The sequence below is a fragment of the Mesorhizobium sp. RSR565B genome (assembly GCF_054719465.1).
Genome location: NZ_JBTTIE010000001.1, coordinates 5,628,639 through 5,648,947, shown reverse-complemented (window position 1 = coordinate 5,648,947; position 20,309 = coordinate 5,628,639). Strand labels below are relative to the sequence as shown.

The following is a 20,309-nucleotide window of genomic DNA, read 5'->3' as shown; positions in this document are numbered from 1 at the left end:
CAGCTATCGCTGTTTGCCGCCGAAACCGGTGAGGAACGCCGTGAGATTGTCGCCGAGCGCGTCGCAGAGATAGCCGCCTTCCTGGACGATAACCGTCGGCAGGCCAAGCTTGGCAATTGCCTCGCCGATCCGCGAGAAACCGGGCGTGGTCACCGAAAGCCCGCCGAACGGATCGCCCTCGAACGCATCGAGACCGAGCGCCACGACCAGCGCGTCCGGCGAAAAGGCGCGGATACGCTGGAACGCCACTTCGAGGGCCTCCAGAAACGCCGCGTCGGCTGATTTGCGCGGCAATGGCAGGTTGAAATTATAGCCGAGGCCTGGACCTTCGCCGCGCTCATCGGCATGGCCCCAGAAGAACGGATAGAAGCGCACCGGATCGGCGTGCAGCGACACCGTCAGGACGTCGGAACGCGTATAAAAGATGCCTTGCGTGCCGTTGCCGTGATGCAGGTCGACATCGAGGATCGCCACCCGCGCCGCCTGCTTGCGCAACACCTGGGCCGCGACCGCCGAATTGTTGATGAAGCAGAAGCCACCGGCGACATCGGCAAAGGCGTGGTGGCCGGGCGGCCGGCAGAGCGCATAAGCGGCAGGCGCGCCTGCCATGACAGCTTCCGCCGCTTCGACTGCACTCCAGGCGCTCCACAGCGCGCTGTGCCAGGTTTCGGCCGAGATCGGGCAAGCGGTGTCGGCCATGTGGTAGCCGGCCTGGCCGACCGCCGAGGCCGGATAGGACCCTGTGCGGGCCAGTGGATGGATGTTGGGGATGACTTCCGCGGATGCGCCCTCGATGCGCTGCCAGCGCGCAAAAATGTGTTCGAGGAAGGCGAGATACTCCGGCGTATGCACGGCCGCCACCGGGCCTAGGCCATGTTCCCTGGGCCGCCCGATCATCAATCCGGCGGATTTTGCGCCGGCTAACAATCGCTCTACCCGCTCCGGCTGTTCGGGATTGGGCTGCGGGGCGCCGCTCGACAGAAAGGCCTTCGGGTCGTGGCGTTTCTGCTCCTCGGCAAAGAAGGTTTTCATTCCGCGTCCCCATCCTGCGCTGCATCGGCAAAGGCGAAAAAGGCATCGCCAACAATCTTATGCGTCTGCTCGTAGCTCGACCAGGCGATGCCCAGCCTCTCATAAAAAGCCTTGGCGCCGTCATTGTCGGTATCGACGGACAGCCTGAGATAGGCGCCGCCATCCCGGCGGCAGTCGCGCGCGACCCGGCGCAGCAGTCTTTCGCCGACCTTGCGGCCGCGAAACCGGTCCTCGACATAGAGGTCCTGGATATAGACGCCTGGCCGCCCCATCCATGTCGAGAAGATCGGGAAATGCAGGCAGAGCCCCGCAAAATCGCCGCCGATCTCGGCGATCAGGGTGGAGAAGGCGGGTTTGTCGCCAAAGCCGTAGCGGCGGAGATCGTCGGCAGTGGACGTGATCTCCTGATGCGCGCCGATATGGGTGCCGAGCTTGAGCAGCGCGGCATGGATGGTGTCGACGTCGTCGATGGTGCCGGGGCGGAGGGTGACTGTACTCACGATAGGCAAGGCGCCCAGGCACCCCCCTCTGTCCTGCCGGACATCTCACCCTCAAGGGGGGAGATTGGACGTCGCCACGGCCTTCGCAAACTTCCAACGTTGCAGGATGGACGGCAGCGCAGAAACTGCTGATCTCCCCCCTTGGGGGTGAGATGTCCGGCAGGCCAGAGGGGGGTGTGCCAGAACGCCATCATCGCAGATCAATCATCTCAAAACGCCACCCGGTCCCCACCCTTCAGCGCCAGCATCTCCCGCGCCTCCGCCGGTGTGGCCACCTCCAACGACAGGCCATCGAGAATGCCACGTATCCTGCGCACCTGGTCGGCGTTGGATTTCGCCAGCTGGCGTCCGTCGTAGAGACTGTCCTCCAGCCCGACGCGGACATTGCCGCCCATCGCCGCTGCGATCGAGATCAGCGGCATCTGGTGGCGGCCGGCGGCGAGCACCGAGAACTGGTAGCTGTCGCCGAACAGCTTGTCGGCAATGCGCTTCATGTGGATGAGATTGTCGGGATCGGCACCGATGCCACCCAGAATGCCGAGCACGAATTGAATGAACAGCGGCCCCGACACCAGCCCGCGGTCGCGGAAATGCGCCAGCGAATAGAGATGGCCGACATCGTAGCATTCGAACTCGAAGCGCGTGCCGCAGCCCTTGCCGAGCTTTTCGAGCACGCCTTCCATATCGGCAAAGGTGTTCTTGAAGATGGTGTCGCGGGTGGCTTCGAGCAGCTTTGGTTCCCACTCGTGCTGCCATTCCCTTGGCTTGTCGAGCATCGGGAACAGCGCGAAATTCATCGAGCCCATGTTCAGCGAACACATTTCCGGCTCGGCCCGCAGTGGTGCCGCCAGCCGCTGGTCGAGCGTCATCAGCGACGAACCGCCGGTGGTGATGTTGATCACCGCATCGGTCGCTTGCTTGATGCGCGGCAGGAACTGCATGAACACCTCAGGATCGGCGGTCGGCCGGCCGTCTTTGGGATCGCGGGCGTGGAGATGCAGGATTGAGGCGCCAGCCTCGGCCGCCGCGATGGCGTCGGTCGCGATCTGGTCCGGCGTCACCGGCAGATAGGGCGACATGGACGGGGTGTGCACCGAGCCAGTGACCGCGCAGGTGATGATGACTTTCCTCGGCGCCATTCTTTAGCCCTCAGCCTTCGACCGGCAGGTCGAGTTCGGCGGCCAGAACTTCCAGCGAATCGCCGATGATGGAAATGATCTCGCCGACCTCTTCAGCCGTGACGATCATCGGCGGCGCCACCATGAAATTGTCGCCGTCGACACCGCCCTTGACCCTGCGGCCGTAGATGATCAGCCCGCGCTCGTAGGCGAGGTCGAGCAGGCGCTGCGTGGCTTTCTTGCCCTGTTCGATCGGCCGTAGAGTTTCGGGATCGGCAACCATCTCGGCGCCGGTGAGCAGGCCTTTGCCTCGGACATCGGCGATGAACGGAAAACGCTTCGCCAGCGCTTTCAGCCCGTCCATCAGCACGTCGCCCATCGCGGCGGCATTGGCGATCAGGTCGAGGCGGTCCATCTCGCCGAGCACGGCGAGCCCGGCCGCGCAGGCGAGCGGATTGCCAGCATAGGTGTGGCCATGCTGGAAGCCGCCCGACGCCAGCAGCGGCTCGACCAGCCGCATCGGGGCGGCCAGCGCGCCGAGCGGCGCATAGCCGGAGCCAAGCCCCTTCGACAGCGCGACGATGTCGGGCTTGCAGTTCCAATGGTCGCCGCCAAGGAATTTTCCGGTGCGGCCGGCGCCGCTCATCACTTCATCATGGATGAGCAGGATGCCGTAGCGGTCGCAGATCTCGCGTATACGCGGATAATAGCTGTCCGGTGCGACGAGGGCCGAAGTCGCCGCACCGCCGATCGGCTCCATGATGAAGGCGAGCACGCTGTCCGGGCCCTCGGCCTGGATCTTCTCCTCCAGCATGTCGGCATAACGGACGCCGCGCTGCTCCATCGAAAGATTGTCGCGGTCGCGCCATGCCGTCGGCGCCGGCACGGTCGGCATCACCCGCATCATCGGTGTGAACGTTTCGGCCAGCGCATCGTCGCCGGTTATCGAAAGCGAACCCAGCGTGCCGCCATGATAGGAGGGAAAACGCGTGATAACCTTCCAGCGCTTCGGCTGGCCGGTCGCGACCGCCCATTGCCGCGCCAGCTTGATGCAGGATTCCGTCGCCTCCGAACCGCCGGAGACGAAGAAGATTCGGTCCATGCCCTCCGGCAGTTTGCCGGCGAGCTCCCGCGCCAGTTCTTCCGCCTGCTCGTTCTCGAAATGCAGCCGGTAGGCGAAGGTGGCGCGGTCCATCTGCCGCTTCATGGCGTCCAGCACATTGCGGTTGGAGTGACCGATATTGGCGACCATCGGCCCGCTCGATCCGTCGATGAAGCGGCGGCCGTCCTGCGTCCACATATAGATGCCTTCGGCGCGGTCGATCAGCGGCCGGCGCAGGCTGGAGAGGTAGAACAGGTGCGATGGCGCGCGCGTTTCTGAACCAGTTGATGAGGGCTTCTGCATGTCAGGTCTTTCCGAGATAGCGGTCGATTACATTCCTGGTCACGCGCTCGACCATGGGATCCTGCCTGAGCAGGCCGGCGACCCATTCGCAGCTTCCGGCGTGGAAAACCTCGCCCTTGCCGCGCGGAAAATTGACGATCATGCCGTTGCCGCGTTTGACCTTTTCCAGATTGGCGTCGGTCGCCTCGCCAAACAGCGTTTCGGCCGTAAAGCGGCCATCCTCGTCGGCGAGAAACTGGTCCTCGATCGGGATATCGGCGCTTTCCTCGACCTGGCTCGCCATGCCGACGGCCAGCACCTGCAGCCCGTCAGGCGCACCGCTGTCCGGTGTCGGATAGGGCAGGCCGCCGCGGATCTCGAAATCGAGCCCGTCGACCTCATAGCCATAGACATGACTGTCGGCGCCAAGCAGGTCGCCATAATAGATTCCGGTGCCGGCAAAGGCCCAATGCTCGGGCCGATAGACCGGAAAGCCGCGCACGCCGCGCGGCGCGCAGCCGCCCCAGCCGGCATAGACGCCCCTCGTTGCGTTAAGGCCGAAGGTCAGAGCGCCGGGACGGCCGATCTCCGGCGCTTCCCAGGAGTTGGTGGCGCGGGTGACGTCGCCGCCATAGGCCGGGTCTTCGGCCCGCGCGCGGTATTTGTAACAGACCTGCCGGCGGCCTTCGTCCTCGAGCCTTGTCTGCCACATGAAATTGCCGGCAAAGCGCGCCGCATGGCCGCCGCGCTCGACGTAGCTGTCGACGGCGTCCCGCATCTCCCAGGTCCAGTACTCGTCATGGCCGACGAAGACCACACAGTCATAACCATCGAGGATTTCGGGCGAGAAGTGCAAATCGTGCTGGCTGGCGAGATCGACGCCATAGCCGGCGCGCTCGGCAAAGCGGAAGAAGTGGCTGTCATAGCTCGCCCAGCCGGAGGAGGTGTATTTCTTCGAATGTCCCGTGGCGTACGCCCATTCCATGTGCGGATAGCGCGGCACTGTTTTCGGCGGCACGGCAACCTCCAGCGGCACGCGCGGCGCGTCCTTGGGCAACACCACGAAGCCACGGCACCAAGGCCGCTGCGTCGACACCATGCGCGCATACTGGTCGCGGCCCGGGCCGGTGATGCCCTGATAGGCGTTGGAGCCGCCCCATGTGTTGTAGGACAGCCAGGTGCCGGTCGCCGCCACCTGCAGCACGCGACCGGGTTTGCTGCCGGGCAGGAGCGCGACGATGATGAGGTGATGGCAAAGGATAGCTTTGCCGTCGCGCCCGTCTGCCGTCAGCGTCAGCCGATAGGCGCCGGATGGCCAATCCTTGCCGATGCGAAATTCGAAAGACGCCTCCCAGCCGCAGCCTTCGACCGAGCACTGGTCGGGCGTATCCTGCCAGCGCGCCGAAAGCCCCGTTTGCTCGAAGACTTTTGTCTCGCTGCCGCCGTCGCGGACAATGACAATGCTGAAGCGCGGCACTGTCGAACTGACATGCAGCGTCACGGTCTCGCCGGCGCGGTAGGAAAAGCGGTTGGAATAACACCAGATCTCGCCGCGCTCGCCGTCCATTCCCGGCCATTCATAGTAATGGCCGCGCACTGCCTCGCGGCGCTGCTCGGGCGTCAGTCCGAAATCGGGAAATTCGGTTGGCAGATGGGTCATGAACACCGGAAAAGTGACAGGCCGCCATTTCGGCCATCTGCCGGCCAAGCGTCAAATGGAAACGATCGGGCCAGCAATTGCATACGACACAATTGCTTGGCCGCTCTTGGCCGCACCCGGCAAACCGACTATCTCAGGCGAGGCGGTATGTTCCGCCTCGGGAGCCGGCATGCTGAGAGTGCAGAAGGTCAAGGTCGACGACATCTACGTGCCGACGGCGCGCAAGAAGACGCTGCATCCCGAAACGGTCCGGCATCTGGCCGAAGACATACTGGAAAACGGCATGAAGACGCCGATCCAGGTTCGCCATGACGGCAAGCGCCACATCCTGGTCGAGGGCCTGCACCGGCTGGAAGCCGCCAAATGGCTCGGCGAGACCGAGATCGACGCCTATCTGGTGCAAGCCAAGCGCCACTGAGGCGCGCGACCGATCGACAACAGCCAAACCGATCATTCTTCCGCGGATTTTTTCGCAGGGCATGTCGGCACGCGGCGTGCTCGCTCGTCCTTGGGGGGAACCTGAGGAGACCGACATGTCCAGACGAATCTATTTCGCCATTCTTGCCTCGGTCGCTGCCTTGTTTGCAGCGCCCGGCCCAGCCAATGCAGAGGAGACCAAGCCCGCCATGACCACCGAAGCAACAGCCATGCCGAAGCCGGAAAAGTCCGGCTTGCTGCCGATCGACGGCCTGAATTACTACTATGCCGTCTATGGCAAGGGAGAACCGCTGCTTCTGCTGCATGGCGGCCTTGGCACGTCGGACATGTTCGCGCCGCTGCTGCCGAAGCTGGCGGAAAACCGCACCATCATTGCCGTCGACCTGCAGGGCCATGGCCGCACCGCGCTCGGCGAGCGACCCTTCAGCCTGGAGGGGATGGGCGACGACATGGCTGGTATCGTCAAGGCGCTCGGCTATGACAAGGTCGACGTGCTTGGCTATTCGCTGGGCGGCGGCGTCGCCTTCCGTATGGCCGTTCAGCATCCCGAGACGGTGAGACGTCTGGTCCTGGTCTCGACCGGCTTCGCCGCCAATGGCTTCTATGACGAGATGCGCGGCCAGCAGGCGCAGGTGAGCGCGGCCGCCGCCGATTTCATGAAGGACACGCCGATGTACAAATCCTACGTCGCCGTCGCCCCACGTCCCGACGATTTCCCCAAACTGCTCGACGCGCTGGGCAATTTCATGCGCAAGGATTACGACTATTCCACCGATGTGGCGAAGCTGAAGATGCCAGTTATGCTGGCCTATGGCGACAGCGACATGTACAAGCCCGAGCACGAGATCAGGTTCTACCAGATGATCGGCGGCGGGCTGAAGGATGCCGGCTGGATGCGTGAGAACCTGTCGCAGAACCGGCTGGCCATCATTCCCAATCGCACCCACTACGACGTCTTCTTCGCACCGGAGCTGACGGCCGCGGCACTGCCCTTCCTCAATGGCGAAACCAAGGTGAAGACCTGGGACGAAGTCCTCAGCGAAACGAAATAGCTTGCCTGAGATACATGCCGGCCGTCTCGAAGAGGCGGCCGGCTTTTTTGTGCCTGCGAAACCACGAAGCCCTGGCGCAGCCATTAGTCCTATCGGCGCAATCGATGGCGCCATCAGGGCTTTTCAATTGACCGAAAGGTACCTGTCGATATCATCAAGAGACCTTCAGTGTGATGGGTTCGAATGATGACGAAATACCAGGGCGGATGCCATTGCGGGGCAGTGCGCTACGGCACCGAGGCGGCGCCGCTCAATCAGCGCGTCTGCCATTGCCGGCGCTGCCAGAAGGTGATCGGCGCGGCCTTCAACGCCCGCCTTTTGTTTCGCATCGACGATGTCACCGTCGAGGGAGAGGTGGCGACGGTCAACACCTCTCCGGACCTCAAGCGCGGCTTTTGCGCCGCTTGCGGCACCACGCTGTTTTCCCGACGCGACTCCGCCGGCATCGTCGGCATCACCACCGGCTCGCTCGACGATCCCTCGCTGTTCAAGCCGGAGATGCATATGTGGACCGCCTCGAAGCAGCCCTGGCTGCAGCTCGATGACGGCCTGCCGCACCATGAAGGCGCGCCGCCTCCGAACTGACGCCGGCCTTACCGGAAATTAATCCCGAAACCACGACATAGCCGGCAAAGCGTCATTGGCGGGCCATGATTGGCTGCCTATCTATCGTCTGCGGGCCGGTATCGAGGAGACGACCGATGAGCGACAGAATCAGCACCCTGGACGAGCTTTTGAGCGATCCGATGGTCCTCCTCGTCATGGAGCGTGACCGCGTGCGCCCCGAACAGGTTCGCCTGCTGCTCGAACGTGCCCGCCGCCCGGCGGCCGACGCCGTGCCACCGGCGCATGTGGTGGCGAAAAGCTGCATGCAGCAATGGCTGGGAAGGTAAGGGCTTCCCCTTCTCCCCTTGTGGGAGAAGGTGGCCGAGCGAAGCTCGGTCGGATGAGGGGTGTTCCAGGGAACGCCAACGCCTCACTCCGCTGGAACACCCCTCATCCGTCTCGGCGCTACGCGCCGATCCACCTTCTCCCACAGGGGGAGAAGACAAGAGGGCCAATTCCTAACAACTTGATTCAAACTTTGTTGGTAATTTCTCGTTAGTAATCGAGGCCGGTTTGTCCGGCGGCGTCTGTTTGCCTTCGGTCTGTTGTGTTTTGCGTACAGGTCCAGATGCGGATTTCAGCCGTCGTCAGTTTCATGTTGGCATCGCTGTGGCTTGCCGGCTGTTCGTCCACAGCGGGCGTCGATGGCTTGCAACCGTCGAACGAGACGACCAGTTCGGTCGTGCGTCCGAGCGCGCCGGTCGCAGCGGCTCCGGCGGAGACCGCCGACCTCGCGCCGATGCGGTCCGACATGGTGGCCGACAACGCTGTGGCCGACAATGCGCCGCCCTTTTCCATGGTCGAGGAAGAAGAGGCCATCGTCGCGGGCACGCCGCAGGGGAGCACCAGACCACAGCTCGAGCCCGCCGCTCTGATGTCTGCGCCGAAGCGGTTGACGCGCGCGGCGCCGGCCATGCTGGCCTCGCCGGTCACCCGCTACGGTTTCCGCGACGCCAAGCCGATCAATTTCGGCAAGGCTTCGCCACGCTACCTTGCCGTCCACGGCGTCGACGTCTCGCGCTGGCAGGGCAATGTCAACTGGGGCAAGCTGCGTACCCAGGGCGCCAACTTCGCCTATATCAAGGCGACCGATGGCGGCGACCATCTCGACCCGATGTTCATGAAGAACTGGCGCAATGCCGACGCCGCCGGGCTGAAGCGCGGCGCCTATCATTTCTTCTACTGGTGCCGCACTGCGGGCGAGCAGGCCGACTGGTTCATCCGCAATGTGCCGAGGGTCGAAGGCGCGCTGCCACCGGTAATCGATGTCGAGTGGAACGGCGAATCTTCCTGCAAGCGGCGGCCGTCGCGGGCCACCGTGCTGGAAAAGATGAAGGTGTTCATGGACAAGCTGGAGCGCCATTACGGCCAGCGGCCCATCATCTACACCGCACCGGATTTCTATCGCGACAATCTCAAGGGTGCGTTTCTCGATTATCCGTTCTGGCTGCGCGCCGTGGCGCGGCATCCCTCAAAAGTCTATCCCGGCCGCAAATGGCTATTCTGGCAGTACTCCGGCTCCGGCCTGTCGCACGGCGTGACCGGCCGCATCGACCTCAACGTCTTCCATGGCGACGAGCGCGCCTGGCGGGCATGGGCAGGCGGGCAGACGACCGTCGCCGACGCCGATTGAACGTCAGGCCCGGTGCCGGTGCGCCTGCGCTGCCTGCCGCTGCGCCTTGGGTTGAATTTTCAGCGTCTCGCTAACGATCCGCTCACTGTGTCCTTTAGCGGTATCGCAACAGCCTTCCGGTAACGTGCCCGTGATCGGGTTTTCGGAGGGATCCATGCGCAATCCAGTTGTGGCTGTCGCACTTGCCGCCGCCGTCGGCTACGGGTTTTTCAGTTCGCTCGGCCACATGCCGGGCGGAAGTGGCGCTTCGCTGGCGGAGTCGAAGCAGAACGTCGTGTCCTATTCCACCGAGGACAAGGCGATGCAGGCCGCCAAGGACAGCGGCCGCTCGACCCTCAAGCGCTTCCACGAACTGATGGACGCCGGCACGCCGGGCACCTACACGGTAAAATTCCCGCTGACCCAGAACGGCGCCACCGAGCATATTTGGCTGCAGCTGGTGGGCTACAGCGAAGGCTCCTATATCGGCCTGCTTGCTGACGTGCCGGTCAATGGCAACAAGTACAAGATGGGCGACAGGATGACGGTAACCGAGGCCGACGTCGAGGACTGGATGATCAAGAACGGCAAGGTGATCTACGGCGGCTACACCACGCGCCAGGCGCTTGCGGATATGCCGAAGGAGCAGGTTGCAAAGTACGGGTTGACCTTCAAGGACTGAGGGTTGAGGCGCGGGCGAGTTTTATCGCGGGCCTAGAGGGCTGTCGCGCTTTTCGCGTTCGCGTATCTCTGCCGTCTGCGCCAGCACCCAGTCGCGAAACACCTTGATTTTGGGCGCGTTGCGGCGGCTCTCCAGATGCACCAGCCAATAGCCGTCGCCGTCCGATCCAAGCACGCCGAATGGCTGTATCAACTGGCCCTTTTCCAACAGGGCGCTGTAAAGGTTTTTGGTCAGGATCGCGGCGCCCTTGTCGGTTAGCGCCGCCATCGCATCATAGGCCTGCGTACCCAGTTTCGGGCCAGCGATGACGCGATCGGGCTCGAACGGCACGCCGGCAGCCTTGAACCAGATTTCCCACCAGGGATCGTCGGCACAGCATAGCGGCAGTTGGTAGAGATCCTCGGGGCGGTGGATGCCGCCGACGCTTTCGGCGAGTCTCGGGCTGAGCATCGGCGTATAGTCCGCCTTGAACAGATAGTGAGCCGTCAGTCCCGGCCAATTTCCACTGCCGGTGCGAATGCCGACATCCATGTCGCCGCGCGTGAAATCGACCAGCCCGTGCGATGTATTCACCTTCACGGCAAGGTCGGGATGCATCAGCTGGAATGTTCCAAGCCATACGGCCAGCCAGTTCGATGCGAAGGTTTCCATCGTCGTCACCGACAGCACGCCGGTCGCTCCACCCTTGGTGGCGACCCATGCGTCGGCCAGGGTCGAGAACGCGCCTGTTGCGTGCGGCGCCAGCTGCTGTCCGGCCTCGGTCAGCGCGATCTGCCTTGTTTTTCTTACGAAAAGCGGCGTTCCGGCACGTTCTTCCAGCACCTTTATCTGATAGCTGGCAGCTGATTGGGTCATGCCGAGTTCTTCGGCTGCCTTGGTGAAACTGCCCAGCCGGGCCGCGGCTTCAAAGACCCTGATGGCTCCTAATGGTGGCAGTTCCCAGCTCATGACGCATCAATCCTGCTGATGCATACTACGCGACGTTCGATTGGAAACCAAGCCCGGAAAACGGCATGCTGCATTCATCGGATCAAACCCTGGAGGATACGGCAATGACCACCACCATCGCTCTCTACAACACGCTTCGCCGACCGATGCTCGACCTCTTCACCGCGCCGTTCAGACCTCGCAAGCACGGCCTGCTCGACCGCCGCTCGCTGTCGGATCATTTCCTCAGGGATATCGGCATGCTTGACGGACGCGTGCCTCCCGGCACCATTGGCTAAGCAAGCTCTTTGACCAGGGGAGGGAAAGATGACTGTGTTATCCGAGGATCTGGCGAAGAGCCGACAAACGATCAACGCCTATGAGGACTATGCCGAACGCTACGACGCTCTGGTGCGGCACGTTCCGAACCAAAGAGAACAGAAATGGCTGAAGCGCCTGGTGAAGATCGCCGGCAAAGGTGGCCGGATTCTTGAAGTCGGTTCGGGACCCGGATACGATGCGGACTTCGTCGAAGGGCTCGGTGTCCAGGTTCGGCGCACAGACGCAACGAAGCGGTTTCTCGAGTTGCAGGCCGCACGCGGCAAGCATGGTGAGTTTCTCGATCTCATCACCGACGATCTCGGCGGCCCCTACGACGCGGTGCTCGCATTGTGCGTCCTGATCCACGTGCCGCGCGAGCAGGCCGACCAGGTGCTTGCCAAGATTGCCGGGTCGCTGCGGCCGGGCGGCGCCTTCCTCGTCTCGATGCGCATTGGCGATGGCGAGAAGAGCGGCGAATATCATACGGTCTACTGGCGCAGGGACGACTTCGCGGCCCGACTCGAAAACGCCGGGCTGGTTCTTGTCGGAGACGAATTCAACGTCGGCCGCGATCGCGAAGAGTGGACCACCTTTCTGGCTGTGAGGCCGTCATGACGCGCCGCGGACTGTTTTTGTTCGTGCTGCTCAGCCTCCTGTGGGGCATTCCCTATTTGTTGATCAAGCTGGCGGTTGCCGAGGTGTCGGTGCCCTTCCTGGTCTTTGCCCGAACAGCCGTCGGCGCCCTGGCGCTGCTGCCCTTCGTCCTTGTCCAGCGCAGTTTCGGATGGCTGAAGACACATTGGCGGGCGGTCGCCGCATTCTGTCTGGTCGAGATGATCCTGCCATGGGGGCTGATCACCCATGGCGAAGTCAGCATCGACAGTTCCACCGCCGGACTGCTGATTGCCATGACGCCGGCCGTAACCGTCGCGCTCTCAAAGCTGATGGGCTCGGATGAGCGGCTGGGGATACGCCGCTGGACCGGCCTTTTCCTCGGTTTTGCCGGTGTTTTCGTGCTGGCGCTGCCGACCTTGGGTGGCGGATTTCTCGCGGTCGTCGAGATTCTCATGGCAGCGGCCTGCTATGCCTCGGGTTCGATCATCGCGTCGCGCTGGCTGAACGATGTGCCGGCTACCTCGCTGACGGCAGTCTGTCTGGCAGGGGCAGCGCTGATCTACGCCGTGCCGGCGGCGTTGGCCTGGCCGGCGGCCATGCCGTCGACAACGGTGGTTGGCGCAATCCTCGGTCTTGGCGTGTTTTGCACGGCGATTGCCTTCGCCACCTACTTCTTGCTGGTGCGGGAGATCGGCCCCGAACGGGCGGTCGTCATAACCTATGTGGCGCCCGCCGTCTCCGTGGCAGCCGGCGTGCTCGTGCTTTCGGAGCCGCTCGATATCGGCATTGTCGCGGCCTTCGCGCTCATCCTGTGCGGATCATATCTCGGCACGTGGCGCGCTCCGCCAGAACCGTCCGTGTCCGCGACCTCGGCAAGTTGACCGGCGGCCGCCAGCCGCCGTCAGAAATAAGGTCGCAGGTTCTCGCGAATGCGGTCCAGCACCGTCTTTCCCGAGATATCGGCGGTGAAGGTCTTGCCGGTGATGGTCTCAAAGGCCTGCGTATAGACACGCGACGTCTGCTCGATGAGTTCGGCGGGGATTTTCGGAATACGGTCCTTGTAGGGATCGCAGCGCGCGGTTACCCAGGCGCGAATAAAGTCCTTGTCGAAACTTTGCGGCCGCTCGCCTGCCTTGAAACGCTCTTCATAGCTTGCCGCAAGCCAGTAGCGGCTTGAGTCGGGCGTATGGATTTCATCGGCAAGGATGATGGCGCCATCCTTGTCCGTGCCGAACTCGTATTTGGTGTCGACCAGGATCAGGCCGCGCTTGGCGGCCAACGCTTTGCCGCGCGCAAACAGCGCCAGCGCATAGCGCGAGACTGTGTCCCATTGCTCTTCCGATAACAGGCCGCGCGTCAGGATCTCGTCGCGCGTCAAGGGCTCGTCATGGCCGCCATCGAGCGCCTTACTGGTCGGCGTGATGATGGCCTGCGGCAGCTTCTCATTGTCGCGCAATCCGTCCGGCAGGCGGATGCCGTACATATCGCGTTCGCCGTTCTTGTATTTCGTCAGCACCGAAGTGCTGGTGGTGCCGGCGAGATAGTCGCGAACGACGATTTCCACCGGCAGAATGTCGAGCCTGGTGCCGACGACGACATTGGGGTCGGGATAATCGAGCACATGGTTGGGGCAGATGTCCGCCGTTTCCTCGAACCAGTAGCGCGCCGTCTGCGTCAGCAGCTCTCCCTTGAGCGGTATTGCGGTCAGGATCACATCGAAGGCGCTCAGCCGGTCGGTGGCGATGATGATGCGGCGGCCATCCGGCAGATCGTAATTCTCGCGGACCTTGCCTTTGTAGTGGTTCGGGAGTTCCGGAATGAAGGCATCCGAGAGAACGCGCAGTGCTGTCATCCTGGTCTCATGGCTCCTAACAGTTTGGGCGACTCTTAACAAAGTTGAGGGGGCTTCGATACCCGAGGAAGGGCGGTTCGTCCTTTGCGAATAATCAAGACATTGCCTTCGCCGTGCTATCTATTTGCAGCTTCCGGCACTCCTGGGGGACGCGGTGGACGTAGAGCTCAAATTTCTGATTGTCGGATTTGCCTGCGCGATCGCGGGCGGTCTGTCGTTCATCACCTTCGTCAAGTGGCGCGAGGTGCAGGCGATGAGCCACTGGCTGCCGGCGCCGGGCAAGATCATCTCGTCGCGCGTCGAGGCGCGCGAAGTCAGAAGGTCGGGCGTCGGCTCGGACAGCAGCGACACCACCGAGATGCGCAATTTTCCGGCGATCACCTTCGAATACAAGGTCGGTAAAAAGAAATTTCAAAGCTCGCGCTACAGCGTGAAGGAGAATCTGGGGAATTTCGAAGTCACCGGAACCCTGGCGCAGTTTCCCACCGGCGCTGAAGTGACCGTCTTCTACAATCCGGCCGATCCGGGCAAGGCGGTGATCGAACGCACCCTGCCGGACGGCGCCTTCAAGTTCATGGTCAAGCTCTCGGCCGGGCTGGTGATCGGCACGGTGGTGCTGGTGTTTTTGCTCGGTGGCGTGCTGGAGGCGATCCGGCCGCACCTGCCCAAGCCGCAGAACCTCGGCGCCGGAGCGCTGCTGCTGTTCATGGGCCTGATGATCCTGCGCATGGCCTTCGTCCAGAAGTCGCTTGCCGAGCAGGCGTCAAAATGGCCGGTCGCGCCCGGCCGCATTGACTCCTCGGGTCTGCAGGCGCTGCGAAACTACAGCGGCCATCGACGCTGGAGCACCGTCTTCAAATCCCGCATCGTGTACAGCTACGGCGTCGCAGGCCAGCACTACACCTCAGACCGCGTCACCTTCGGCGCCACGGTCACCGCTTCAATGCCCGGCCTCGTCAGCGGCCAGGCGCGCAGCTATGCCGAGGGCGGCAAGGTCGACGTGCATTACGACCCAGCCAACCCCGCCTCGGCAGTGCTCGAATGCAGGGTGCGCGGGCTTTGGCTGCTGTGGGTCTGTTCGGCCGCGTTTCTGGGCGGCGCGGCGTGGCTGGTCGGTTTTATCTGAGGCGCCCACTTTCATGACGAGACATCCAATGATCGTCCGCAGGCTGGCTGTCGTTTCCCTGGCTCTGCTCGGCGCCGTGCAGGCAGCGAGCGCAAAAGAATGTCTGCTCAGCCATGCCACCTACCGCGAGCCGCGTTCGGGCGCGGTGATGCAATTCCGGCCGCTGAACAATGAGCCGGCGGCACTGACGGCCGAAGTGTTTTCGGTGACCGTGCCCAACACCGACACGCGCTTGCCGGCCGACATCACCTGGACCAATGGCAAAAATTCGCTTCCGCTCGGCACCATCCACCACGCCTGCACCGACGACGACCGCGAAGCGGGGCTGGAGGATGGCAGCGGTCTCTGCCGGATATGGATGGGCCAGGTCTATGCCTTGACCGGAGGCGGCGCCGAGCAGCTGAATTCGCGCGAAGCGACACCGGCGCCGAAGGGCTGTTGCTGCCCGATTTCGGCGCGGCCTTCACCGAATTTGCCGATTTCTCCAATGCCAATCCGGACGGCTCGGCCTGGGACGCCTTCACTTTGACAGGATGCAGCGATGAATAACGCCATGAGACTGATTGTCTGGATCTGCACGCTGTTTGCCTCGGCTACGATATCAGCCGCAGCGCGGGCGGACGAGCCGGCGCCATCGCGCCCGCCGATCGACAAATGCGTCTGGGAAAAAATGGCCGACAAGACGGTTGGGCTGGCCGCTTGGGCGCAGCGCTGCGATTTCGGCTTCCGCCAGATCCATTTCGAGTTCGCCGGCAATGCGCTCGCCATCAAATACAGCGATGGCGGCGCGCCCGATCCACTGGTCGAGGTATTCGATATCAAGGCAGGCGAAACCGCCGAGCCTGCGGTGCTGCGCCTGTTGCTGGAAAAGACCGACAAATCAGTCAGCGCCCGCTGCGTGCTGACGCCCTACACCGAGGGCACCGTGCCCGCCGGCGTCAAACGCTACACATTCAGCCCCGATGCTGCCTATGCCAAAGAGCTGAAAGCGGTGGTGAGTGGTGACGTTCCCGAACCACCCTGCGGCGACTGGGGCGAAATGCCCGACGGCATCCAGTACTTCGAGGTGCCGGCGGGCGAGGGGCACAAGCTGCTGTTTGTGCGTGCGGGGCAGGACGAGCCGTTGTTTGACGAGCAGACGCTGCGGGTGCCGGGATAGGATGTTGTCCTGAAGGCTACCGCTTATGCCTCTACATATTCAGCGAGACTGATTCCTTTGGGCACCTCCAGCCCATCGGCGCGCAAGCCCTCGATGTGAAAGCGTATAGCGTCGCGAATTTCGATTTCTACTTCTGGCACGGTAGCACCAGTTGCGATGCAGCCGGGTAGGTCCGGCACATAGGCAGAGAAATTGTTGCCTGCTTTTTCAATCACCACCGCGTAACGCATACAATCACTCCTTCAAACCGGACTGCTTGAGGATGCTGTTCAGTGTTCCTGGCGCAACCTCTTCAGACGGTTTGCCGGCCACGGTGACGCGGCCGGCTTTGGTTTTGTGCTTATATTGGCGATGGCTGCCCTTGGTTGCAACCAGATACCAACCGTCGGTCTCCAGCAGGCGAATGACTTCGCGGACTGTAAGCCGAGGCGGCATGAGTTCTCAGCTGCACCCGCTCGTCGAACCACAAGTATCGCACTTCTCGCAGGTGCCGTTCCGTACCATGGTGAAGTTGTGGCATTCCGAGCATTCGTTGCCGGTGTAGCCTTGCATCAAGGATTGCTGCCGCCGTGTGGAGGCAAGCGCCTTTGCCTCGGCCGCTTCTTTCGCTGCTTCGTCGGTGAACAAACCGGTGAGGTCGGCTGCCTCCTCGGAAACAATATCTTCGACCAGTTCCTTGGCTCGCTCCTCATAGTCGCGCTTGTAGGCGATGGCTTCGTCGCTTGCTGGTTTAAGCGCCAACACATTGGAGCCTGAGAACGCAGTTGGGGTGACCCGGGCAGGGGCCGCGGCAGGTGATCCGGCAAAACCCTTGGGTTCGCCACCTAGGCCAGACACCAACTTGACTGGCGAGGCGCCGCGGGTAAGGCCCTTCGAGAACGGCGTCGCCTTGCCTTCGTTGATGCCGCGTCCGAGCGCCGTCTTGTCGAAATCCGACTGGTCGACATGGGCGAGGTCGTGGCGGCCCAGGTAGGACACGGCGAGCTCGCGGAACACGTAGTCGAGGATCGACGTCGCATTCTTGATCGCGTCATTGCCCTGCACCATGCCGGCCGGCTCGAACTTGGTGAAGGTGAAGGCCTCGACAAATTCCTCGAGCGGCACGCCATATTGCAAGCCGAGCGAAATGGCGATGGCGAAGTTGTTCATCATCGCCCGGAAAGCGGCGCCTTCCTTGTGCATGTCGATGAAGATCTCGCCGATGCGGCCGTCATCGAATTCGCCGGTGCGCAGGTAGACCTTGTGGCCGCCGACGACTGCCTTCTGGGTGTATCCCTTGCGGCGGTTCGGCAGTTTTTCACGATCGCGGTAGAGGCGTTCGATGACGCGTTCGACGATCTTTTCGGTCACTTGCACGGCGCGCTGTGAAGCGGGCGCAGCGATCAGCTGTTCGACCGCGTCGTCCTCGTCATCCTCGCTGTCGGCGAGCAGCGACGAATTGAGCGGCTGCGACAGCTTCGAGCCGTCGCGATAGAGCGCGTTGGCCTTCAGCGCCAGCTTCCACGACAGCATGTAGGCGCCCTTGGCGTCTTCCACCGTCGCATCGTTGGGCATGTTGATGGTCTTGGAGATGGCGCCGGAGATGAAGGGCTGTGCCGCCGCCATCATCTGGATGTGGCTGTTGATCGACAGCGAGCGCTTGCCGATCTTGCCGCACGGGCTGGCGCAGTCGAACACCGCCAGATGCTCGGCCTTGAGGAAGGGCGCGCCTTCCAGCGTCATCGCACCGCAGACATGGATGTTGGCGGCTTCGATGTCCTTCCTGGAGAAGCCGAGCGCCGGCAGCATCTCGAACGAGAAGTCGTTGAGCTGCTCATCGGTGAAGCCGAACGTCTCCTTCACCCAGTCGGCGCCGAGCGTCCACTGGTTAAAGACGAACTTGATGTCGAAGGCCGACTTCAGTGCTGCGTTAAGCGCCGCGATCTTGTCATCGGTAAAGCCCTTCGCCTTGAGCGAGCCGGGGTTGACCGCCGGCGCCTGGTTCATGTTGCCGTGACCGACCGCATAGGCCTCGATCTCGGCGATCTGGCTTTCTGAGTAACCCAGTGTGCGCAGCGCTTCCGGCACGGCGCGGTTGATGATCTTGAAGTAGCCGCCGCCAGCGAGCTTCTTGAACTTCACCAGCGCGAAGTCGGGCTCGATGCCGGTGGTATCGCAATCCATGACCAGGCCGATCGTGCCGGTCGGCGCAATCACGGTCGCCTGCGCGTTGCGGTAGCCATGCTCTTCGCCGAGTTCGATGGCGCGGTCCCAGGCAGCCTTGGCGTGCGTGGCCAATTCCTGCTGCTTCAGGTCGGACGCGACCAGCGGCACCGGATTGACGGCGAGTTTCTCGTAGCCCTGTTTCTCGCCATAGGCGGCACGGCGATGGTTGCGCATGACGCGCAGCATGTTCTGCGCATTGCGGTCGTAATCGGCGAAGGCGCCGAGCTCGCCAGCCATCTCGGCCGAGGTGGCATAGGCGACGCCGGTCATGATGGCGGTGAGCGCTGCGCAGATGGCGCGGCCCTCGTCGGAGTCATAGGGAATGCCGGACGTCATCAGCAGGCCGCCAATGTTGGCATAGCCGAGGCCGAGCGTGCGGTATTCGTAGGACTGCTTGCCGATCTCCTTCGACGGGAACTGCGCCATCATCACCGAGATTTCGAGGACGACGGTCCACAGCCGCACCGTGTGCTCGTAGGCGGCGATGTCGATCGTGCCGTCGGCATTGCGGTAGGGCAGCAGGTTGATCGAGGCCAGGTTGCAGGCCGTGTCGTCGAGGAACATGTATTCCGAGCACGGATTGGAGGCCCGGATCGCACCGGCCGAAGCGCAGGTGTGCCAGTCGTTCATCGTCGTGTTGAAATGCAGGCCCGGGTCGGCCGAAGCCCAGGCGGCGTAGCCGATCTTTTCCCAGAGGTCGCGTGCCTTCAGCGTCTTCAGCACCTTGCCGTCCTTGCGGGCGGTCAGATGCCAGTCGGCGTCGTCCTCGACGGCGCGCAGGAAGTTGTCCTTCAGCGACACCGAATTGTTGGAGTTCTGGCCGGAAACGGTGAGGTAGGCGTCGGAATCCCAGTCGGTGTCGTAGGTCTTGAACGACATCGCGGTGTAGCCCTGCTTGGCGAACTGGATGACGCGGTAGATGTAGTTCTCCGGCACGGCCGACTTCTTGGCCGCCTTGATCTCGCGCTTCAGCGCGGTGTTGATCGACGGGTCGAAGCAATCGTCATCATGGCCTTCGCAATTGATGCAGGCCTTCATGATCGCTTCGAGATGTTTTTTCACGATCTTGGAGCCGGTGACCAGCGACGCCACCTTCTGCTCTTCATTGACCTTCCAGTCGATGAATTCCTCGATATCGGGATGGTCGGCGTCGACAATGACCATCTTGGCCGCACGACGCGTGGTGCCGCCCGACTTGATTGCGCCCGCCGCGCGGTCGCCGATCTTGAGGAAGCTCATCAGGCCGGACGAACGGCCGCCGCCCGACAGCTTTTCGCCTTCGCCGCGCAGCATGGAGAAATTGGAGCCGGTGCCCGAGCCGTATTTGAACAGGCGCGCTTCGCGCACCCACAGGTCCATGATGCCGCCTTCGTTGACGAGATCGTCCTGCACGCCCTGGATGAAACAGGCATGCGGCTGTGGATGCTCGTAGGAGGACTTCGACTTGGTCAGCTTGCCGGTAAACGGGTCGACATAATAGTGGCCCTGGCTCGGACCATCGATGCCGTAGGCCCAGTGCAGACCGGTGTTGAACCATTGCGGCGAGTTCGGCGCAACGCGCTGGGTGGCGAGCATATAGGCGAGTTCGTCGCGGAAGGCGCTCGCGTCTTCTTCCGACTTGAAGTAGCCGCCCTTGTAGCCCCAATAGGTCCAGGTGCCGGCCAGCCGGTCGAAGACCTGGCGGGCGTCGATTTCGGAACCGTAGCGCTCGGCTTCCGGCAGCTTGGCAAGCTCGGCCTCGTCGGCGACGGAGCGCCACAGGAAGGAGGGGACGTCGTTCTCCTCGACCTTCTTCAGGCGCGCGGGCACGCCGGCCTTGCGGAAATACTTCTGCGCCAGGATGTCGGCGGCAACCTGCGAGAACTGCGCCGGCACATCGATATTGTCCAAGCGGAACACCACCGAGCCGTCCGGATTCTTGATCTCCGAAAGCGCCTTGCGGAATTCGATCTCCGCGTAAGCTGATTGGCCTGGCTTGGTGAAGCGACGCTCGATGCGCATTGGTCCGGTCCCTTTTGTC

The 20,309-nt window shown here is 62.8% G+C and carries 22 protein-coding genes; 12 read left to right on the top strand and 10 right to left on the bottom strand.

Going from position 1 to position 20,309, the window contains the following annotated elements; all coding sequences use genetic code 11:
• Positions 1-3: 3 nt before the first annotated feature.
• The 5 genes from ACYG9R_RS27245 to ACYG9R_RS27225 all read right to left on the bottom strand — a co-directional run bounded on the left by ACYG9R_RS27245 (position 4) and on the right by ACYG9R_RS27225 (position 5,694).
• On the bottom strand, positions 4-1,032 hold the full coding sequence (locus tag ACYG9R_RS27245; RefSeq protein WP_023825099.1) for a histone deacetylase family protein: 1,029 nt from the start codon (positions 1,030-1,032) through the stop codon (positions 4-6).
• Positions 1,029-1,532 carry a GNAT family N-acetyltransferase gene (locus ACYG9R_RS27240; RefSeq protein WP_031199926.1) on the bottom strand — a complete coding sequence of 168 codons (504 nt, stop codon included), beginning with the start codon at positions 1,530-1,532 and terminating at the stop codon, positions 1,029-1,031. Before ACYG9R_RS27240 ends, ACYG9R_RS27245 begins: the two co-directional genes overlap by 4 nt.
• A gap of 209 nt (positions 1,533-1,741) precedes the next feature.
• Positions 1,742-2,671: a beta-keto acid cleavage family enzyme gene (locus ACYG9R_RS27235; RefSeq protein ID WP_023816557.1), complete on the bottom strand. Its 930-nt coding sequence runs from the start codon at positions 2,669-2,671 to the stop codon at positions 1,742-1,744.
• 10 nt (positions 2,672-2,681) lie between these two features.
• Positions 2,682-4,055, bottom strand: coding sequence for an aminotransferase family protein (locus ACYG9R_RS27230; protein WP_023825097.1), 1,374 nt, complete (start codon positions 4,053-4,055; stop codon positions 2,682-2,684).
• 1 nt (position 4,056) lies between these two features.
• A complete protein-coding gene (locus ACYG9R_RS27225; RefSeq protein WP_023825096.1) occupies positions 4,057-5,694 on the bottom strand; it encodes a N,N-dimethylformamidase beta subunit family domain-containing protein in 1,638 nt (545 codons plus the stop codon).
• Positions 5,695-5,863: 169 nt separating this feature from the next.
• On the opposite strand from ACYG9R_RS27225, the gene ACYG9R_RS27220 reads away from it, so the two are divergent.
• The 6 genes from ACYG9R_RS27220 to ACYG9R_RS27195 all read left to right on the top strand — a co-directional run bounded on the left by ACYG9R_RS27220 (position 5,864) and on the right by ACYG9R_RS27195 (position 10,084).
• Positions 5,864-6,112: a ParB N-terminal domain-containing protein gene (locus tag ACYG9R_RS27220; protein WP_008875526.1), complete on the top strand. Its 249-nt coding sequence runs from the start codon at positions 5,864-5,866 to the stop codon at positions 6,110-6,112.
• A 115-nt stretch (positions 6,113-6,227) separates the two neighbouring features.
• Positions 6,228-7,184, top strand: coding sequence for an alpha/beta fold hydrolase (locus ACYG9R_RS27215; RefSeq protein ID WP_023829935.1), 957 nt, complete (start codon positions 6,228-6,230; stop codon positions 7,182-7,184).
• A 186-nt stretch (positions 7,185-7,370) separates the two neighbouring features.
• Positions 7,371-7,769: a GFA family protein gene (locus ACYG9R_RS27210; protein ID WP_023684918.1), complete on the top strand. Its 399-nt coding sequence runs from the start codon at positions 7,371-7,373 to the stop codon at positions 7,767-7,769.
• Between the two features lie 116 nt (positions 7,770-7,885).
• Positions 7,886-8,077: a hypothetical protein gene (locus ACYG9R_RS27205; protein ID WP_023669058.1), complete on the top strand. Its 192-nt coding sequence runs from the start codon at positions 7,886-7,888 to the stop codon at positions 8,075-8,077.
• A 281-nt stretch (positions 8,078-8,358) separates the two neighbouring features.
• Positions 8,359-9,423 carry a glycoside hydrolase family 25 protein gene (locus tag ACYG9R_RS27200; protein ID WP_023825095.1) on the top strand — a complete coding sequence of 355 codons (1,065 nt, stop codon included), beginning with the start codon at positions 8,359-8,361 and terminating at the stop codon, positions 9,421-9,423.
• Positions 9,424-9,577: 154 nt separating this feature from the next.
• A complete protein-coding gene (locus tag ACYG9R_RS27195; RefSeq protein WP_023700830.1) occupies positions 9,578-10,084 on the top strand; it encodes a DUF2314 domain-containing protein in 507 nt (168 codons plus the stop codon).
• 21 nt (positions 10,085-10,105) lie between these two features.
• Here ACYG9R_RS27195 and ACYG9R_RS27190 read toward each other — a convergent pair whose 3' ends face one another.
• Positions 10,106-11,032, bottom strand: coding sequence for a LysR family transcriptional regulator (locus ACYG9R_RS27190; protein WP_023731194.1), 927 nt, complete (start codon positions 11,030-11,032; stop codon positions 10,106-10,108).
• Between the two features lie 65 nt (positions 11,033-11,097).
• On the opposite strand from ACYG9R_RS27190, the gene ACYG9R_RS27185 reads away from it, so the two are divergent.
• The 3 genes from ACYG9R_RS27185 to ACYG9R_RS27175 are packed head-to-tail and all read left to right on the top strand — an operon-like array spanning position 11,098 to position 12,828.
• The gene (locus tag ACYG9R_RS27185) at positions 11,098-11,310 is read left to right on the top strand and encodes a hypothetical protein (RefSeq protein WP_023731195.1); all 213 of its coding nucleotides are present in this window, start codon (positions 11,098-11,100) and stop codon (positions 11,308-11,310) included.
• Between the two features lie 28 nt (positions 11,311-11,338).
• On the top strand, positions 11,339-11,947 hold the full coding sequence (locus ACYG9R_RS27180; RefSeq protein WP_023694158.1) for a class I SAM-dependent DNA methyltransferase: 609 nt from the start codon (positions 11,339-11,341) through the stop codon (positions 11,945-11,947).
• Entirely contained in the window at positions 11,944-12,828 is an 885-nt protein-coding gene (locus tag ACYG9R_RS27175) for a DMT family transporter (RefSeq protein WP_023697600.1), read from the top strand. The genes ACYG9R_RS27180 and ACYG9R_RS27175 overlap by 4 nt, the downstream gene beginning before the upstream one ends.
• A gap of 20 nt (positions 12,829-12,848) precedes the next feature.
• On the opposite strand, the gene ACYG9R_RS27170 is transcribed toward ACYG9R_RS27175, so the two are convergent.
• The gene (locus ACYG9R_RS27170; protein ID WP_023739359.1) at positions 12,849-13,790 is read right to left on the bottom strand and encodes a phosphoribosylaminoimidazolesuccinocarboxamide synthase; all 942 of its coding nucleotides are present in this window, start codon (positions 13,788-13,790) and stop codon (positions 12,849-12,851) included.
• A gap of 163 nt (positions 13,791-13,953) precedes the next feature.
• Here ACYG9R_RS27170 and ACYG9R_RS27165 point away from each other — a divergent pair, with 163 nt between their 5' ends.
• From ACYG9R_RS27165 to ACYG9R_RS27155, 3 genes are read left to right on the top strand one after another with little or no spacing between them, the layout of a single operon-like run.
• The gene (locus ACYG9R_RS27165; protein ID WP_023825094.1) at positions 13,954-14,925 is read left to right on the top strand and encodes a DUF3592 domain-containing protein; all 972 of its coding nucleotides are present in this window, start codon (positions 13,954-13,956) and stop codon (positions 14,923-14,925) included.
• Positions 14,926-14,938: 13 nt separating this feature from the next.
• Entirely contained in the window at positions 14,939-15,454 is a 516-nt protein-coding gene (locus ACYG9R_RS27160) for a hypothetical protein (RefSeq protein WP_245260148.1), read from the top strand.
• Positions 15,455-15,478: 24 nt separating this feature from the next.
• Positions 15,479-16,084: a hypothetical protein gene (locus ACYG9R_RS27155; protein ID WP_245260147.1), complete on the top strand. Its 606-nt coding sequence runs from the start codon at positions 15,479-15,481 to the stop codon at positions 16,082-16,084.
• Between the two features lie 23 nt (positions 16,085-16,107).
• Here ACYG9R_RS27155 and ACYG9R_RS27150 read toward each other — a convergent pair whose 3' ends face one another.
• Genes ACYG9R_RS27150 through ACYG9R_RS27140 form a run of 3 tightly spaced genes read right to left on the bottom strand, consistent with a single transcriptional unit; the run spans position 16,108 to position 20,290 of the window.
• Positions 16,108-16,314, bottom strand: a complete 207-nt coding sequence (locus tag ACYG9R_RS27150) for a type II toxin-antitoxin system HicB family antitoxin (RefSeq protein ID WP_023669048.1) — start codon at positions 16,312-16,314, stop codon at positions 16,108-16,110.
• A gap of 4 nt (positions 16,315-16,318) precedes the next feature.
• Positions 16,319-16,519: a type II toxin-antitoxin system HicA family toxin gene (locus tag ACYG9R_RS27145; RefSeq protein WP_023669047.1), complete on the bottom strand. Its 201-nt coding sequence runs from the start codon at positions 16,517-16,519 to the stop codon at positions 16,319-16,321.
• 6 nt (positions 16,520-16,525) lie between these two features.
• Positions 16,526-20,290 (bottom strand): vitamin B12-dependent ribonucleotide reductase, encoded by a 3,765-nt coding sequence (locus ACYG9R_RS27140; protein ID WP_023825092.1) that lies wholly within the window; start codon positions 20,288-20,290, stop codon positions 16,526-16,528.
• Positions 20,291-20,309 lie beyond the last annotated feature (19 nt).

Coding starts and splice junctions, on each gene's coding strand:
- ACYG9R_RS27225 (WP_023825096.1), bottom strand. CDS start 5,694: ATGACCCATCTGCCAACCGAATTTCCCGATTTCGGACTGACGCCCGAG.
- ACYG9R_RS27160 (WP_245260148.1), top strand. CDS start 14,939: ATGACGAGACATCCAATGATCGTCCGCAGGCTGGCTGTCGTTTCCCTG.
- ACYG9R_RS27205 (WP_023669058.1), top strand. CDS start 7,886: ATGAGCGACAGAATCAGCACCCTGGACGAGCTTTTGAGCGATCCGATG.
- ACYG9R_RS27185 (WP_023731195.1), top strand. CDS start 11,098: ATGCTGCATTCATCGGATCAAACCCTGGAGGATACGGCAATGACCACC.
- ACYG9R_RS27210 (WP_023684918.1), top strand. CDS start 7,371: ATGACGAAATACCAGGGCGGATGCCATTGCGGGGCAGTGCGCTACGGC.
- ACYG9R_RS27180 (WP_023694158.1), top strand. CDS start 11,339: ATGACTGTGTTATCCGAGGATCTGGCGAAGAGCCGACAAACGATCAAC.
- ACYG9R_RS27145 (WP_023669047.1), bottom strand. CDS start 16,519: ATGCCGCCTCGGCTTACAGTCCGCGAAGTCATTCGCCTGCTGGAGACC.
- ACYG9R_RS27220 (WP_008875526.1), top strand. CDS start 5,864: ATGCTGAGAGTGCAGAAGGTCAAGGTCGACGACATCTACGTGCCGACG.
- ACYG9R_RS27235 (WP_023816557.1), bottom strand. CDS start 2,671: ATGGCGCCGAGGAAAGTCATCATCACCTGCGCGGTCACTGGCTCGGTG.
- ACYG9R_RS27200 (WP_023825095.1), top strand. CDS start 8,359: ATGCGGATTTCAGCCGTCGTCAGTTTCATGTTGGCATCGCTGTGGCTT.
- ACYG9R_RS27150 (WP_023669048.1), bottom strand. CDS start 16,314: ATGCGTTACGCGGTGGTGATTGAAAAAGCAGGCAACAATTTCTCTGCC.
- ACYG9R_RS27230 (WP_023825097.1), bottom strand. CDS start 4,055: ATGCAGAAGCCCTCATCAACTGGTTCAGAAACGCGCGCGCCATCGCAC.
- ACYG9R_RS27245 (WP_023825099.1), bottom strand. CDS start 1,032: ATGAAAACCTTCTTTGCCGAGGAGCAGAAACGCCACGACCCGAAGGCC.
- ACYG9R_RS27215 (WP_023829935.1), top strand. CDS start 6,228: ATGTCCAGACGAATCTATTTCGCCATTCTTGCCTCGGTCGCTGCCTTG.
- ACYG9R_RS27140 (WP_023825092.1), bottom strand. CDS start 20,290: ATGCGCATCGAGCGTCGCTTCACCAAGCCAGGCCAATCAGCTTACGCG.
- ACYG9R_RS27175 (WP_023697600.1), top strand. CDS start 11,944: ATGACGCGCCGCGGACTGTTTTTGTTCGTGCTGCTCAGCCTCCTGTGG.
- ACYG9R_RS27190 (WP_023731194.1), bottom strand. CDS start 11,032: ATGAGCTGGGAACTGCCACCATTAGGAGCCATCAGGGTCTTTGAAGCC.
- ACYG9R_RS27155 (WP_245260147.1), top strand. CDS start 15,479: ATGAGACTGATTGTCTGGATCTGCACGCTGTTTGCCTCGGCTACGATA.
- ACYG9R_RS27195 (WP_023700830.1), top strand. CDS start 9,578: ATGCGCAATCCAGTTGTGGCTGTCGCACTTGCCGCCGCCGTCGGCTAC.